Source organism: Archangium sp. (assembly GCF_036277355.1).
Taxonomy (GTDB): Bacteria; Myxococcota; Myxococcia; order Myxococcales; family Myxococcaceae; genus Archangium.
This window is the reverse complement of the sequence record NZ_DASUNC010000084.1, coordinates 55314-69230: the sequence shown is the minus strand read 5'-3', so window position 1 is coordinate 69230 and position 13917 is coordinate 55314. Positions and strand designations below refer to the sequence as shown.

Annotated in this window: 12 protein-coding genes; 5 read left to right on the top strand and 7 right to left on the bottom strand. The window is 68.8% G+C overall.

All coding sequences use genetic code 11. The features are described 5' to 3' along the window. Positions 1-31 precede the first annotated feature (31 nt). Both VFZ09_RS22395 and VFZ09_RS22390 read left to right on the top strand, forming a co-directional pair. Entirely contained in the window at positions 32-3148 is a 3117-nt protein-coding gene (locus VFZ09_RS22395; RefSeq protein ID WP_329729679.1) for an efflux RND transporter permease subunit, read from the top strand. 50 nt (positions 3149-3198) lie between these two features. Beyond that, a complete protein-coding gene (locus tag VFZ09_RS22390) occupies positions 3199-4668 on the top strand; it encodes a TolC family protein (protein WP_329729678.1) in 1470 nt (489 codons plus the stop codon). Positions 4669-4674: 6 nt separating this feature from the next. Here VFZ09_RS22390 and VFZ09_RS22385 read toward each other — a convergent pair whose 3' ends face one another. Further along, on the bottom strand, positions 4675-5427 hold the full coding sequence (locus tag VFZ09_RS22385) for a hypothetical protein (protein WP_329729677.1): 753 nt from the start codon (positions 5425-5427) through the stop codon (positions 4675-4677). 35 nt (positions 5428-5462) lie between these two features. On the opposite strand from VFZ09_RS22385, the gene VFZ09_RS22380 reads away from it, so the two are divergent. Together VFZ09_RS22380 and VFZ09_RS22375 are read left to right on the top strand one after the other, a co-directional pair. Then, positions 5463-6020: a DUF2378 family protein gene (locus VFZ09_RS22380; protein WP_329729676.1), complete on the top strand. Its 558-nt coding sequence runs from the start codon at positions 5463-5465 to the stop codon at positions 6018-6020. Then, positions 6017-6505 (top strand): hypothetical protein, encoded by a 489-nt coding sequence (locus tag VFZ09_RS22375; protein ID WP_329729675.1) that lies wholly within the window; start codon positions 6017-6019, stop codon positions 6503-6505. The genes VFZ09_RS22380 and VFZ09_RS22375 overlap by 4 nt, the downstream gene beginning before the upstream one ends. 1 nt (position 6506) lies before the next feature. On the opposite strand, the gene VFZ09_RS22370 is transcribed toward VFZ09_RS22375, so the two are convergent. From VFZ09_RS22370 to VFZ09_RS22360, 3 genes are all read right to left on the bottom strand, one after another. Beyond that, positions 6507-7073: a DUF99 family protein gene (locus VFZ09_RS22370; protein WP_329729674.1), complete on the bottom strand. Its 567-nt coding sequence runs from the start codon at positions 7071-7073 to the stop codon at positions 6507-6509. Between the two features lie 67 nt (positions 7074-7140). Beyond that, positions 7141-7347: a cold-shock protein gene (locus tag VFZ09_RS22365; protein ID WP_108072049.1), complete on the bottom strand. Its 207-nt coding sequence runs from the start codon at positions 7345-7347 to the stop codon at positions 7141-7143. Between the two features lie 120 nt (positions 7348-7467). Next, positions 7468-8382 (bottom strand): fatty acid desaturase, encoded by a 915-nt coding sequence (locus VFZ09_RS22360; RefSeq protein WP_329729673.1) that lies wholly within the window; start codon positions 8380-8382, stop codon positions 7468-7470. 199 nt (positions 8383-8581) lie between these two features. Here VFZ09_RS22360 and VFZ09_RS22355 point away from each other — a divergent pair, with 199 nt between their 5' ends. Further along, a complete protein-coding gene (locus VFZ09_RS22355; RefSeq protein WP_047854952.1) occupies positions 8582-8902 on the top strand; it encodes a transcriptional regulator in 321 nt (106 codons plus the stop codon). Positions 8903-8995: 93 nt separating this feature from the next. Here VFZ09_RS22355 and VFZ09_RS22350 read toward each other — a convergent pair whose 3' ends face one another. From VFZ09_RS22350 to VFZ09_RS22340, 3 genes are all read right to left on the bottom strand, one after another. Then, positions 8996-11503: a sodium-translocating pyrophosphatase gene (locus VFZ09_RS22350; protein ID WP_329729672.1), complete on the bottom strand. Its 2508-nt coding sequence runs from the start codon at positions 11501-11503 to the stop codon at positions 8996-8998. Between the two features lie 391 nt (positions 11504-11894). After that, positions 11895-12404 (bottom strand): hypothetical protein, encoded by a 510-nt coding sequence (locus VFZ09_RS22345; protein ID WP_329729671.1) that lies wholly within the window; start codon positions 12402-12404, stop codon positions 11895-11897. Between the two features lie 68 nt (positions 12405-12472). Next, positions 12473-13813, bottom strand: a complete 1341-nt coding sequence (locus tag VFZ09_RS22340; RefSeq protein ID WP_329729670.1) for a short-chain fatty acid transporter — start codon at positions 13811-13813, stop codon at positions 12473-12475. Positions 13814-13917: the final 104 nt, after the last annotated feature.

The following is a 13917-nucleotide window of genomic DNA, read 5'->3' as shown; positions in this document are numbered from 1 at the left end:
TCCCCACCGCACGATTCCAGGGCGTCCCCCCATGCTCCTCAGCGACGTCTCCATTCGCCGGCCGGTCTTCACGGCCATGATGTCCCTCTGCCTCATCGTCCTCGGAGTGATGGGGTACACCCGGCTGGGTACCGATCTCTTCCCGGACATCTCCATCCCCGTGGTGGTGGTCAACACCCTCTACAAGGGCGCGGGCCCGGGAGAGATCGAGACCCAGATCATCAAGCCCGTCGAGGATGCCGTCGCCGGCATCAGCGGCGTGGATAAAATCCACTCCTTCAGCCGCGAGAACGTGGGCACGGTCATCGTCCAGTTCAAGCTGTCGGCCAACCTGGACCGCTCGGTGCAGGAGGTGCGCGACAAGGTCTCGGGCATCACCTACAAGCTGCCGCAGGAGGCGGATGTACCGGTGGTGGGCCGCGTGGACATCTCCGCGGTTCCCGTCCTCACCTACGCGGCGAGCGCCGAGGTGGACTCGCGCGCGGTGCGCAAGATCATCGAGGACAAGCTCAAGCCGTCGCTGGCGCAGCTGGAGGGCGTTGCGGACGTGCGCATCAACGGCGGTGACCTGCGGGAAATCCAGGTGGACGTGGACCTGGACAAGGCGCGCGCGGTGGGCGTGTCCGCGATGGACATCGCCCAGCGCATCGGCCAGGAGAACCTGGACCTGCCGGCGGGCCGGTTGCAGCTGGGTCCCACCGAGCTGACGGTGCGCTCGCTGGGTCAGTTCAAGAGCGTGGACGAGCTGCGCCAGCTCCCGGTGGCCCAGAGCCGCACGGGCGCGCAGGTGCGGCTGGAGGAGATCGCCACCGTCACCGACGGCGCGGCCGAGCGCCGCACCACGGCGCGCCTCAACGGCAATGACGCCGTCATCCTCGAGGTCATCAAGCAGCCCGGCTCCAACACCGTGGCGGTGAGCGACGCGGTGAAGAAGGCCATGGACAAGGTGGTGCCCACCCTGGGTTACGGCTTCCAGACGCGGCTGCTCATCGACCAGTCGGTGGACATCCGCGAGAACGCCCACGAGGTGTGGGTCGCGCTCCTCTTCGGTGGCGCGATGGCGGTGCTCATCATCCTGATGTTCCTGTTGGATCCGCGCGGCACCTTCATCTCCTCGCTGGCGCTGCCCACCTCCGTGATCGGCACGTTCTTCGTGATGTACGGGCTGGGCTACTCGCTCAACCAGATGACGCTGCTGGCGCTGTCGCTGGCCATCGGTCTGCTCATCGACGACGCGGTGGTGGTGCGCGAGGCCATCACCCACCGCCTGGAGCAGGGTGAAGACCCCGTGAGCGCGGCCTCCAACGGAACGAAGGACGTGGGTCTGGCGGTGCTCGCCACCACGTTCGCCCTGGTGGCGGTGTTCGTCCCGGTGGCCTTCATGCCCGGCATGGTGGGCCAGTTCCTCCAGCAGTTCGGCATCACCATCTCGGTGGCCGTGCTCATCTCGCTCTTCATCTCCTTCACGTTGGACCCGATGCTGTCCGCGCGCCTGGCCAGGCAGCGCAAGCCGGGCGAGCACCACCAGGAGAACGCGGTGGCCAGCGCCATCCGCCGCTTCCTGGATGGCAGCGAGCGCGTCTACTCGAACATCCTGCGCTGGGTGCTCGACCACAAGTGGCTCACCACGGGCATCACCGTGGGGGTGATGGTGGTGTCCTTCGGGGCCGCCAGCCGCCTGGGCATGGAGTTCATCTCGGCCGAGGACCGCTCGCAGTTCATCGTGCAGCTCATCCTGCCCGACGCCTCCAGCCTGGAGCAGACGGCCACGCGCGTGGCGCAGGCCGAGAAGGTCCTCAAGGGCATGCCCGAGGTGACGGACATCTACGCCATCGTGGGTGACAACGGCGACGTGAACAAGGCGCGCCTCCGGGTCATCGTCACCAACAAGCAGTCGCGCGCGCGCGGCATCCAGGCCATCAAGGAGGAGGCGCGCACGCTGCTCACCGAGGCCCTGCCCGCCACCCGCGTCAACCTGCAGGACCTGCCCATCATCGACGGCCTCGGTGGCGACTTCTATCCCATCATGATTCGCGTCACCGGCCCGGAGCTGGCCAGAATCCACGAGGAGTCCGAGCGCATCGCCCAGATTCTCCGGGACATCCCGGGCACGGCGGACGTGCGCGTGGACTACAACCCGCCCAAGCCGGAGCTGGCCATCGAGGTGGACCGGGCGCGCGCCAAGGACCTGGGCGTGAGCGCCGCGGCCATCGCCCTGCAGATGCGCATGGCCATCGGTGGTGACGTGGCCGCCAAGCTGCGCGAGGGCGTGGACGAGACGGACATCCGCGTGCGCCTGAGCGAGCGCGACCGCGCCACCCCCGAGCGCGTGCGGCAGCTGATGATCGGCACGCCCAAGGGGCTCGTCCCGGTGACGGACGTGGCGAAGGTGGAGCTGCGCGACGGACCGAGCGTCATCGAGCACGAGAACCGTCAGCGCCAGCTCGCCATCTACTCGCAGCTCAATGGCGCGGCCCTGGGTGACGTGGCGGCGGAGCTCAAGAAGAAGATCGCCGAGAAGCCGCTGGCCCCGGGCTACTCGCTCATCTACGACGGGCAGATCAAGATGATGTCCGAGCAGAACGACGCCTTCGCCACCGCGTTCCTGCTGGCCTTCGTCTTCATCTACATGGTGCTCGCCAGCCAGTTCGAGTCCTTCAAGCACCCCTTCACCATCATGGTGTCGCTGCCGCTGGCGCTCGTGGGCGCGCTGCTGGGCCTCGTCTTCGGCGGCTACCACGTGTCCATGGGCGCGATGATCGGCATCATCCTGCTGATGGGCCTGGTGACGAAGAACGCCATCCTCCTGGTGGACGGCGCGCTGCAGTACCTGCGCGAGGGTGCCACGGTGGACGAGGCGCTCATGAAGGCGGGTCCGCGCCGGCTGCGGCCCATCCTCATGACGAGCGCCGCCATGGCCATCGGCATGGTGCCCACCGCCATCGGCAAGGGCGTGGGCTCCGAGTTCCGCGCCCCCATGGCCATCGCCGTCATCGGCGGCGTCATCACCTCCACCTTCCTCACGCTGCTGGTGGTGCCGGTGGTGTTCGCGGCCATGGAGCGCCTCGGCTTCTCCAAGCGTCCCCAGAAGAAGGACGAGGGCCTGCCCATCCCCGTCCCGGAGTCCCAGGAGCAGCGCGCCGCCTGAGCGGTCCGGGCGCTGCCCCTCCCCCCATCCTCCTTCGCTTGCTCCTGCCCATGTTCATCCGAATCGCCGCCGGGTCCGCCCGGCGCCCCCTGTCGCTCGTCCTCCTCGCCGCCCTCTCCCCGCTCGGTGCGCTCGCCCAGGCGCCCGCGGACGCCCCGCGCGCCGTGGGGCAGGCTCCCGCCGCTCGGCCCGCGACGGTGGGGGCTCCCGCTCCCGGCACGCTGCGCACGGTGACGCTGCGCGAGGCGCTCTCCCTGGCCTCGGTGCAGAGCCCGGACGTGGCCGCCGCCCGCGCCCAGGCCGCCGTGGCCGCCGCCGGTGTCCGCCGCGCCTGGACGGCCTGGCAGCCCGAGCTGACGGTCGGCGCCCAGTACGTCCACGCCAGCGCCGAGGCCCAGCTCGACCTCGGCAGCTTCGTCGGGCTGGTGGCCGGCGTGTTCCAGCTCATGCCCGTCAATCCGCAGCTCGTCCCGGAGCCCGTCGTCATCACGGCGCGCAACTCGCAGTACGCGTCGGCGCAGATCTCCCAGCCCCTCTTCACCCCGGCGGGCGTCTTCCTGCTCGGCCCGGCGAAGGCGGGCGCGGAGGCGGCGGAGCTGGGCGCCCTGGAAGCGCGCGAGCAGGTGCTGCTGGGCGTGGCGCGCACCTACCTGGGGCTGCAGGGCATCCAGCAGATGATGGACGCGGCGCGGGAGGCCGAGTCGGTGGCCCTCCAGCGCGAGGGCGAGGCGAAGGCGCAGCTCGGCGCGGGCATGACGGTGGAGGCGGCGCTGCTGCGCGCCCAGTCGGAGACGGCCCATGCCCGCGTGCAGCTGGCGCAGCTCTCCGGCCAGTACGCGCAGCTGGTGGCGCTCCTGGGCGCGCTGGTGGGCGAGCCGGTGCAGCCCGCCCCCTTCGAGGCCACGGGGGGGCCCCAGTGGCTCACCCCCTCGGAGGACCAGAGCCCCTGGGAGGACACGTACGCGGTGCGCTCGGCCTCGCTGGCGGTGAAGGCCAACGAGGGCAAGGTGACGTACGACCTCTTCTCGTGGCTGCCGAGCGTGGTGGCCCAGGCCCGCGGTCTCTACAACTCCAACGCCGGTTTCACCGGGCAGAACACCACCTACGAGGTGTCCGTCGCGGCCTCCATGCCGCTGTACGACCGCGGGCAGCGCTACGCGGCGCTGCACGAGGACCGCGCCCGGCTGGCGCAGGCGAAGGCGCAGTACGAGTCGGCGCGCGCCCGGGCCCGCGCCAACTGGGTGGCGGCCCGCGCCAACATCCAGGCCGCCGAGGCCGCGCTGGCCCAGGCCGAGTCCCAGGCGCAGCTCGCCGCCCGGGTGCAGAAGCAGGTGGCGGCGGCCTTCCGGGCCGGCATGTCCACCAGCCTGGAGATGTCGGACGCGGACACGCGGCGCTTCCTCGCCGCCAGCGCCGCGGCCCAGGCCCGCGCCACGCTCGAAATCCGCCGCGTGGAGCTGGCCGGTGCCGCTGGCCGCATCGCCGCCTCGCTCGAGCAGGCGGAGCAGGGCACGCCGTAGGGCGGCTCAGCCGGGGTAGAGAGAGTCCATCGTGTCCAGCACGGCCGAGAGCAGCTTCTTGCCCTCGGCCGTGTCCGGGCACAGCCCGCCCCAGGCGAGCGTGAGGTTGCTCCCCACCTGCTTGTAGAGCATCCGCCCGCGCATCCTCACCGGCTCGTAGCTCTGGCGGCCGTTGGCCATGAAGTCGTCGTGGGGCAGGCCGAAGACGGCGTAGTAGCGCAGGTCCGGCGACACCGCGTCCCGCAGGTAGTGCAGCCCGCTGGGGATGGTGGCCGCCACGTCCAGCACGTGCCAGGAGCGGTGCCGGCCCGGCTTCACCTCCTCGGCGCGGAAGCACATGCGCGGCGGCGGACACCCGAGCGCACCGGCGGTGAGCCAGTTGTAGTCCAGCTCCGGCACCTGCATCATCTCGGCGATGTGGGGGCTGCCGTCCGCGTGGAAGCCCCACGCGCTCCCGTCCGGCTCGTACGAGCGCAGCCCGTAGGCTCCGTAGAACACGTTGTACCAGGGGCTGTGCGGGTTGTAGTACTCGGAGCACCCCGTCGCGTCCGCGAAGTCTCCGATGGTGAACACCACCACCAGGTCGAAGGAGCGCCGCGTCTCGCGGGCCATGAAGGGCTCGTGCGCCACCGCCCCGATGGAGCCCGGCAGTGAGGGCACCGGGGTGGGGATGTTGGCGGCGGCCATGAAGTTGTCCCCCCCACCCGGCAAGGGGGTGGCGCGCATGGCCAGTGTCGCCAGCTCTTTTTGCAGTCCCATGAAGTGTTTCTCCCGTCCGCGCTAGACTCTCCGGCATGCCGGAGCGGCTCGTCTACGAACATACCGTCGAGGGGCTCTTCGTGAGGGGCCTCGCCAGGCGCATTTCACCCGCCGTGAAGCAGCGGCTGCGCCAGGCCGGGCTGGACCTGGACTGCAAGCTGCTGCCGGCCTACTCCTTCGACACCTGGGCCCGGTGCGTGGCCATCGTCGCCGACGCGCTCTACCCCAACGAGCTCCAGTCCGTGGCCTACCAGTATCTGGGCGCGCGGATGGTCGAGGGCTACCGGGAGACCTTCACCGGGCGGCTCATGTTCCGCGTCCTCCAGCTGCTCAGCCCCCAGCGCCTGGTGGCCCGCGCCGAGCAGAACTTCCGCTCGGGCAACAACTACACCGAGGTCCGCCACTCGGACATCGCCGCCAACGTGGTGGAGCTGTGGGTGAACGAGCCCGGGCCTACCCGCTATGTCGTCCAGGGCGCCATGCTCGAGATGCTTCGCGCCGTCCGCCCCGGGGATCTGGGCGTGCGCGTGGACCTGATCGACTTCACCGCCGAGAGCGTCACCTTCCGCGTCTCCTGGACGGAGGACGCGTGAGCCCCGGCGCACCCGAGGGGCCGGCGCTGCTCGCCGTGGACCTCGGGCTGCGCTCCGGGCTGGCCCTGTATGGCCCTGATGGGCGGTTGCGGTGGTATCGCTCGCAGAACTTCGGCAGCCAGTCCCGGCTCAAGCGCGCCGTGCCCTCCGTGCTGCACTCGGCCGGGCCGCTCGCGTGGTTGGTGCTGGAGGGCGGCGGGCCCATCGCCGAGGTGTGGGAGCGAGAGGCATCGCGGCGCGCGCTCCCCGTGCTCCGTGTGTCCGCCCAGGACTGGCGCGCGCGGTTGCTGTACGCCCGCGAGCAGCGCTCCGGTGGGCTGGCCAAGGATGCCGCGGATGGACTGGCGCGCCGCGTCATTGAGTGGGCTGGCGCTTCGCGGCCCACGTCGCTCCGGCATGACGCCGCGGAGGCGGTGCTGCTGGGGTTGTGGGCTTGCCTGGAAGTAGGGTGGTTGGAACAGGTTCCTCCCGAGGTCCGCAGGTAGGTCAGGCCCGCTTGGAGCTTTCCCCCGTGATGACCGCCGAGCCGATCAGGTGGGCCAATCGCAGCGCTTCCGGCACGTTCCCCCGGTCCGTCAGGCGTTTCAGGGCCTCGGCCACCCACTCCGGCTCCGCTCCCTGCACCTGGAACGTGAAGCCTCCCAGCTGATGGATGGGGCCCGCTCGCTTCAGCAGCTCCAGCCGCCGCTCCGGCCTCGGCAGGTGGCGCAGCGCGCGCTCCATCGCCTCCAGGTCCGGCAATCGCCTCATCACCGACACGCACGGCTTGCCCAGCGTCCCCGCCAGCCTCGGCAGGTCCACCACGTTGAAGCCCCCGAAGGCGATGCCGTCCAGCAGCACCAGGTGCAGCTGCGGCAGGAACTTGCCCCCCACCAGCAGCCGGCACACCTCGTCCGTCGCCGTCCACCCGTCCTTGCGCACCCGTCCCCAGACGAGCCCCTCGAAGCGCGTGCCCGCGCACACCACCCCCACCAGCGGCACCCTCGCTCCCGGGCGCTTCGTGAAGGGGGCATCGTCGAAGCCAGCGACTCGGGGCAGTGGAGGCAGACGCATGGGGACCAAAAAGAAAGAGCCCGACCCCGGACGAGGTCAGGCTCCTGGACTCGTCCGGGTTAGCGGACTAGCCGGCGGCGCGAACGTTCTGGGCCTGCAGACCCTTCGGGCCCTTGGTCACTTCGAACTCCACGCGCTGGCCCTCGGCCAGGGTGCGGAAGCCATCCATGTTGATGGCCGTGTGGTGGCAGAACACATCCTCGCCACCGCCGTCCTGCGTGATGAACCCGAAGCCCTTCGCGTCGTTGAACCACTTCACAGTACCAGTTGCCATGAACCGTTCTTCTTTCGTTACAAGGCGGAACATGCCGCCTTTTCGGCTCGGACTTGAGCCGGGGTTGAAGGCGTAGTCCGTCTATTCCTAAATGTCGAGAGGGGTGTCTCCCCGAAGTGTTCAGGTTCGAGCAGCGTTGATGCCCGACTCCAGGGCGTCCACGTCCTCGGACGTCAAGTGCACGGACTCGCCCGTGGGTGGATCAAAGGGCGCGCGGCCAATCTGCTTCGTGCCGAGGCTGGGGAAGAAGGGCGCCAGCAGGTAGTTGCGGATGCACCAGCCGAAGAAGCTGCGCTGCACCAGCTCCGGATGGATGTGCGGGGCAATCCTGGCGTGCAGCTCGGGCAGGGTGCTCCAGTGCGCGCCGGCCATCTCGTGGTGGGCCGTGTGCAGGCCGTTGTTGAAGAGGAAGAAGTTGATGAGCTTGCCATCGAAGCTGCGCGAGTGGTCGTGCTCGCTCCAGGGGTCCGTGTGGACGTGCTGGATGTAGTTGAAGAACATGATGGTCCACAGCGCGAAGAGCGCCGGGATGAGGAAGGCGAACGTCCACACCTTGATGCCCGCGGCCAGCCCGTGCATCGCGATGGCCACGCCCAGCAGCGCCAGATGCGCGCCCGCCCACACCACGTACTGCAGGATGATCTGCCGGTAGAGCGCGGGGTTGGAGCGGCGCGCCTTGGCGATGTACTGCTTGATGGGATCGCTCTGCCAGTAGGACGAGACGAAGAAGTACGTGAAGGCCACCAGCCAGTTGTTCTTGTTGGTGTAGCGCCAGGTGATGGTGGCGTCGCCGGCCTTGTTCACCAGCTTGTGGTGGTTGAGGTTGTGCGTGGGCACCCAGGCGAAGGTGGGGTAGCCGTAGAAGTGGGAGATCCACAGGCCCATCAGCGAGTTGAGGCGCCGGTTCTTGAAGGTGGGGCAGTGGTTGTGGTTGTGCGCGATGACTCCGGCGGCCAGCGCCAGATAGCAGCCGAGCGGGCTGAGGTACGGAATGAGCTCGGGCCTGGCGTACTGTGCCAGGGCGACGACCGGCATGAAGAGGCACCACAACAGGGTTCGGTAGTCGGCTGCGTAGCGAGGAGTCATGGAAGTCCCGGGGCTATAACCGACCCAGTATGTGACACCTAGAACCGATTCAGGAAGAGAGAGCGCCTCGCGCTGTCCGAGCAGGCATGCACCGGTGAACGCCTCGGCGGCCGGGAATGACTACTCTCAGAATGGGAGGTCGTGGCCGATGAGTCCCAGCCCTGTTCCCCAACCCCGGGCCGCCACGGTGCGTGGCGCGCTGGAAGCAGAACTGTCCTCGGCGCCGGAGACGGGCCTCACCGCGAAGGAGCTCTCCGCGCGGGTGGGCATCTCCGAGAAGGACGTGGCCGGGCACCTGGAGCACCTGGAGAAGTCCCTGCGCGCCGGTGGGGCCGCGCTCGAGGTGATTCCCTCCGAGTGCCTCGCCTGCGGCTTCGTCTTCAAGGACCGCAAGCGCCTCACGCGCCCCGGCTCCTGCCCCGAGTGCCGCTCCACCCGCATCGAGCCCCCCGCGTTCCGCATCCGCTGAGGGCCCGCCCGCGGTGCCCGCAAAAGCGAAGCGGCGGGAAGCCCGAGGCTCCCCGCCGCTCGTGTCACGCCGGCCCGTGGGGGCCGGGGGGGACTAGGCCGGCTTCACGCCCGCCTTGTCCTCACCGGCGATGGCGGCCATCGGGGTCTCGATGCGCATGCCGTAGAAGGAGCGGTACACGAACACCATCGAGGCGACGAAGAAGGCGCCCGCGAGCACCGTGGTGAGGGTGCGCTGGCCGGCCGCGCTCAGCTCCACCGCCAGCTCCACGGCGAGCAGGCCGAAGAGGGTGGTGAACTTGATGACCGGGTTGAGCGCCACGGACGAGGTGTCCTTGAACGGATCTCCCACCGTGTCGCCCACGACCGTGGCCGCGTGCAGGTCCGTGCCCTTGGCCTTCAGCTCCGTCTCCACCAGCTTCTTGGCGTTGTCCCACGCGCCACCGGCGTTCGCCATGAAGACGGCCTGGTAGAGGCCGAAGATGGCGATGGAGATGAGGTAGCCCACGAAGAAGTACGGCTCGAGGAACGCGAAGGCCAGGGTGCTGAAGAACACACCCAGGAAGATGTTGAGCATGCCCTTCTGCGCGTACTGGGTGCAGATCTCCACCACGCGCTTGGAGTCCTCCACGCTCGCCTTCTCCACGCCCTCCAGCTTGATGTTGGCCTTGATGAACTCCACCGCGCGGTAGGCGCCGGTGGACACGGCCTGCATCGACGCGCCGGAGAACCAGTAGATGACCGCGCCGCCCGTCACCAGGCCCAGCAGGAACGGGGCGTGCAGCAGCGACAGGTTGGCCGCGTTGGCCGCGTTGAGCATGCGCAGGCCGTCCGCGCCCGTGTTGATGCCCACCAGGATGACGATGATGGAGAAGATCATCGTGGTGGCACCCACCACGGCGGTGCCGATGAGCACCGGCTTGGCGGTGGCCTTGAAGGTGTTGCCCGCGCCGTCGTTCTCCTCGAGGTACTCCTTGCCCTTCTCGAAGTCCGGGGTGAAGCCGAAGTCCTTCTGGACCTCCGCCTTCACGTTGGGGACGTTCTCGATGAGGGACAGCTCGTACACGCTCTGCGCGTTGTCCGTCACCGGACCGTACGAGTCCACCGCGATGGTGACCGGGCCCATGCCCAGGAAGCCGAAGGCCACCAGACCGAAGGCGAACACCGCCGGGGCGATCATCAGCGTGTTGGGGATGTCCAGGCTGAAGAAGTAGGCCCCGCCCATCAGCGCCGCGATGATGATGCCCATCCAGTAGGCCGAGAAGTTACCGGCCACCAGGCCCGAGATGACGTTGAGCGACGCACCACCCTCGCGGGAGGCCGTGACGACCTCGCGCACGTGGCGGCTCTCGGTGGAGGTGAAGACCTTGATGGCCTCGGGGATGATGGCGCCGGCCAGGGTGCCGCAGGTGATGATGGCCGACATCTTCCACCACAGGCTGCCGTCATCGGCCAGGTTGGGGATGAGCAGGTAGGACACCAGGAACGTCAGCGCCACGGACACGATGGACGTCAGCCACACCAGGAACGTGAGCGGGTGCTCGAAGTTCATGTGGTCCGCGTTCTTGTACTTGCCGCCCTGGATGATGCCGTTGAGGCCGTAGGAGCCGAGCGAGGCCAGCACCATCACGATGCGCATCATGAAGATCCACACGAGCAGCTGGACCTGGTACTGGGGCGGAACGGCCAGGAGGATGAAGGTGATGAGCGCCACGCCCGTCACGCCGTAGGTCTCGAAGCCGTCGGCCGAGGGGCCCACCGAGTCACCGGCGTTGTCACCGGTGCAGTCGGCGATCACGCCGGGGTTGCGCGCGTCGTCTTCCTTGATCTTGAAGACGATCTTCATCAGGTCCGAGCCGATGTCGGCGATCTTCGTGAAGATACCGCCGGCGATGCGGAGCACCGAGGCGCCCAGCGACTCGCCGATGGCGAAGCCGATGAAGCAGGGGCCGGCGAAGTCGGCGGGGACGAACAGGAGGATGATGAGCATCAGCAGGAGCTCGGTGGAGATGAGCACCATGCCGATGGACATACCGGCCTGCAGGGGGATGGCGTAGGTGGGGTAGGGCTTGCCGCGCAGCGACGCGAAGGCGGTGCGGCTGTTGGCGAAGGTGTTCACCCGGATGCCGAACCAGGCCACGCCGTAGCTGCCGGCGATGCCGATGAGGCTGAACACCAGGATGGCGGCGACCTTGACGAACTCCATGTGCCGCAGGAAGCCGAAGTACACCACCATCACGGCGCCGATGAGCACCTCGAGGATGAGGATGAACTTGCCCTGGGTGATGAGGTACGTCTTGCAGGTCTCGTAGATGAGCTCGGAGATCTCGAGCATCGACTTGTGGACCGGCAGGTTGCGCAGGGCCGTGTACTGCATGAAGCCGAAGGCGAGGCCGAAGATGGAGACGGCGATGCCGGCCATCAGCAGGGCGCGGCCGTTGAGCCCGCCGAGGAAGGAGACGCTGCTGAAGTCCGGGAGGACGAGGTCCGCCTCGCTGGCGCGGGCGGTGCCGGAGGCCAGCACGGCCAGCAGTCCGAGGACCCTGACGGCGGTGCCGGTGACGCTCGCGCGGAGAGCGTCCATCCGTGAAGTGGGATTCATGGGGTTCAACTCCTCAAAAGCTCATCATCTGTGGCGGGCGGCGCTCTCGGCCTCCGCTCGCCGGGAAGAAGAGGGGGTGTCGAGGGGTTGGCCGCCTGCGGGCGGGGGTCCGCACGCCGACGCTTCAGCACAGCCTCGCCCTTCAGGGCCGGAGAGCACGCCTGAAGGCGGCCCGCGTGTACCACGGCCCCGGTGGGGAAGTCGAATTCCCGTGAGAGTGATTGTCGCGGGAAGCCCCCCCTCCGGGAGCGGGACGGGGGGCGGGTATCGGGATCAACGGGGTTCAGCCCTCTCCCTCTGGGAGAGGGGAGGCGCCTTATCCCACAGGTAAGGTGGGCTTCTCGGGAAGACCCTCACCCCCACCCTCTCCCAGAGGGACAGGGAGTGCGGCTCAGAGCACCTTCACCTTGATGCTCTTGAGCTCCTGCTCGCCGCGCATGATGGTGACGGTCCAGTCACCGGCCTTGTTCAGGCGCACGCCGGTCCACTGGCGGGAGCGCCAGCCCTCGCCCTTGATCTTCACGTCCTTGGTCTCGCGGACCACGTTGCCCTGCTTCACCTGGACCATGAGGTCCTCGATGCTGTCGCCCTGGGGAACCAGGTAGGACTGCCACAGCATGACGTTGGTGCCGGCCTTGACGCCATCCGGGCTGGCCTCGACGGTGCACTCGAACTTGTTGGGGCCGTCCTTGGCCACCTCGGTGCAGAGCTTGGCGTCCACGAGCACGGGGCCCTGGCCCTGGCCCTTGTAGAAGTACTCCCAGGTGGTCTTCACCGCGTCGGCGGACGGGACCTTCACGGGCTCGTGGGCCGGGGCGCTCTCCACCGCGTCCTGGGCCATCGCCACGCCGCCAAACGCCACCACCGCGCACATCGCCAGCTTCTTCAGATTGCCTGCCATGGTGTCTCCCCCTCGATTCGGGCTGATGTGGGGCCAGCGCTCGCCGCCGGCCCGCTGGGGGCGAGTGTCTACCACAGGAAGAAGGCGAGGGTGACGAGCGGCAGGTACACGAAGAAGGCCACCAGCAGGAAGCCGAGGATGTCCTTGAAGTCGAGCCGCGCCACCGCCAGCAGGGGCAGGGCCCAGAAGGGCTGGATGAGGTCGGTGGCCATGTCTCCCCAGGCGTACGCGAGCACCACCTTCTCCGGCGCCACCCCGAGTGTCCGGGCCGCCTCCAGCAGGTAGGGCGCTTCAATGGCCCACTTGGAGCCGCCCGAGGGCACGAAGTAGTTCACCACGCCGCTGTACAGGTAGACGATGGCGGGGAACGTCTGCGGGGTGGAGAGCGAGACGAAGAGGTGGCCGATGCGCTCGGTGAGGCCGGTGGCCTTGAAGATGCCGTAGATGCCGGCGTAGAGCGGGAACTGCAGGACGATGCCGTGCAGCACGCTGGCGGCCTCCTCGCTGGCCTTGAGCAGCCGCGCGGGCGTGCCGTGCAGCAGCACCGCCAGCGTGAGGAAGAGGAAGTTCACCACGTTGAGGTTGATGGCCTTCCAGCCGCCGTTGAGCCACAGGTGGCGTCCGAACCAGAGCAGGCCCAGTGCGCCGAAGACGACGTTGAGCAGCGGGGAGAAGTCCATCCACACCGCGAGGCTCTTCTCGCGCGGGCGCACGGGCGGCTCGAAGTCCTCGAGCTGCTCCAGGATGGCCGGGTCCACGCGCACCGCCGCCCCGGGCCGCGGGTGCAGCGCCCAGGCCAGCAGCGTGAGGCCGCCCACCACCGCCACGGTGAGCCCGAGGTTGAAGGGGGAGAAGAGCGTGCGGTCGATGGGGATGAGGCCGAGCTGCTTCTCCAGGAAGTGGCCGGGGGTGGCCACCAGCAGCGGCGCCGAGGCGGACAGGCCCGCGTGCCAGGTGGCGCCCAGGCCGAAGTACGCGCAGGCCACCAGCAGCCGGTAGTCCACGTCCGGTTGCCGCCGCACCACGAAGCGCACCAGCATGGCGCTCGCCACCAGGGACAGGCCCCAGTTGATGTAGGCCAGCCCCATGGACACCGAGGCCATGAGCACCACCGCGCCCCGGGGGCTTCGCGCCAGCCCCGCCAGGTGCTCCAGCACCGCCCTCACCGGCCGCGTGAGCGCCAGCAGGTACCCGGTGAACATCACCAGCGCCATCTGCATGGAGAAGGTGAGCAGCTCCCAGAAGCCCCCTCCCCACGCGTCCACCACCTTCCCCGGCGGCGCGTCCGCCCACCCCATGGCCAGCCCCATGGTGAGCAGCGACAGCAGCACCGCGATGGCGAACGAGCTGGGCACGAAGCGCGCGGAGAAACGCCCGAGGGCCTCCGCGATGCGTACGAGTGTTTCCACGGCGCGCATCTGAACACGGAGCAGCACGCCTTCCGAGAAATCCGGCACGGGCTCGGGTTTCCACCGCGGCCTTCCGCGTGACCGGTGGCGCACACTTCGGGCGC

What these genes read in the sequence shown, in the direction of transcription:
- VFZ09_RS22395 (WP_329729679.1), top strand. Translation starts at nt 32, where the DNA reads ATGCTCCTCAGCGACGTCTCCATTCGCCGGCCGGTCTTCACGGCCATG.
- VFZ09_RS22390 (WP_329729678.1), top strand. Translation starts at nt 3,199, where the DNA reads ATGTTCATCCGAATCGCCGCCGGGTCCGCCCGGCGCCCCCTGTCGCTC.
- VFZ09_RS22385 (WP_329729677.1), bottom strand. Translation starts at nt 5,427, where the DNA reads ATGGGACTGCAAAAAGAGCTGGCGACACTGGCCATGCGCGCCACCCCC.
- VFZ09_RS22380 (WP_329729676.1), top strand. Translation starts at nt 5,463, where the DNA reads ATGCCGGAGCGGCTCGTCTACGAACATACCGTCGAGGGGCTCTTCGTG.
- VFZ09_RS22370 (WP_329729674.1), bottom strand. Translation starts at nt 7,073, where the DNA reads ATGCGTCTGCCTCCACTGCCCCGAGTCGCTGGCTTCGACGATGCCCCC.
- VFZ09_RS22365 (WP_108072049.1), bottom strand. Translation starts at nt 7,347, where the DNA reads ATGGCAACTGGTACTGTGAAGTGGTTCAACGACGCGAAGGGCTTCGGG.
- VFZ09_RS22360 (WP_329729673.1), bottom strand. Translation starts at nt 8,382, where the DNA reads ATGCCGGTCGTCGCCCTGGCACAGTACGCCAGGCCCGAGCTCATTCCG.
- VFZ09_RS22355 (WP_047854952.1), top strand. Translation starts at nt 8,582, where the DNA reads ATGAGTCCCAGCCCTGTTCCCCAACCCCGGGCCGCCACGGTGCGTGGC.
- VFZ09_RS22350 (WP_329729672.1), bottom strand. Translation starts at nt 11,503, where the DNA reads ATGAATCCCACTTCACGGATGGACGCTCTCCGCGCGAGCGTCACCGGC.
- VFZ09_RS22345 (WP_329729671.1), bottom strand. Translation starts at nt 12,404, where the DNA reads ATGGCAGGCAATCTGAAGAAGCTGGCGATGTGCGCGGTGGTGGCGTTT.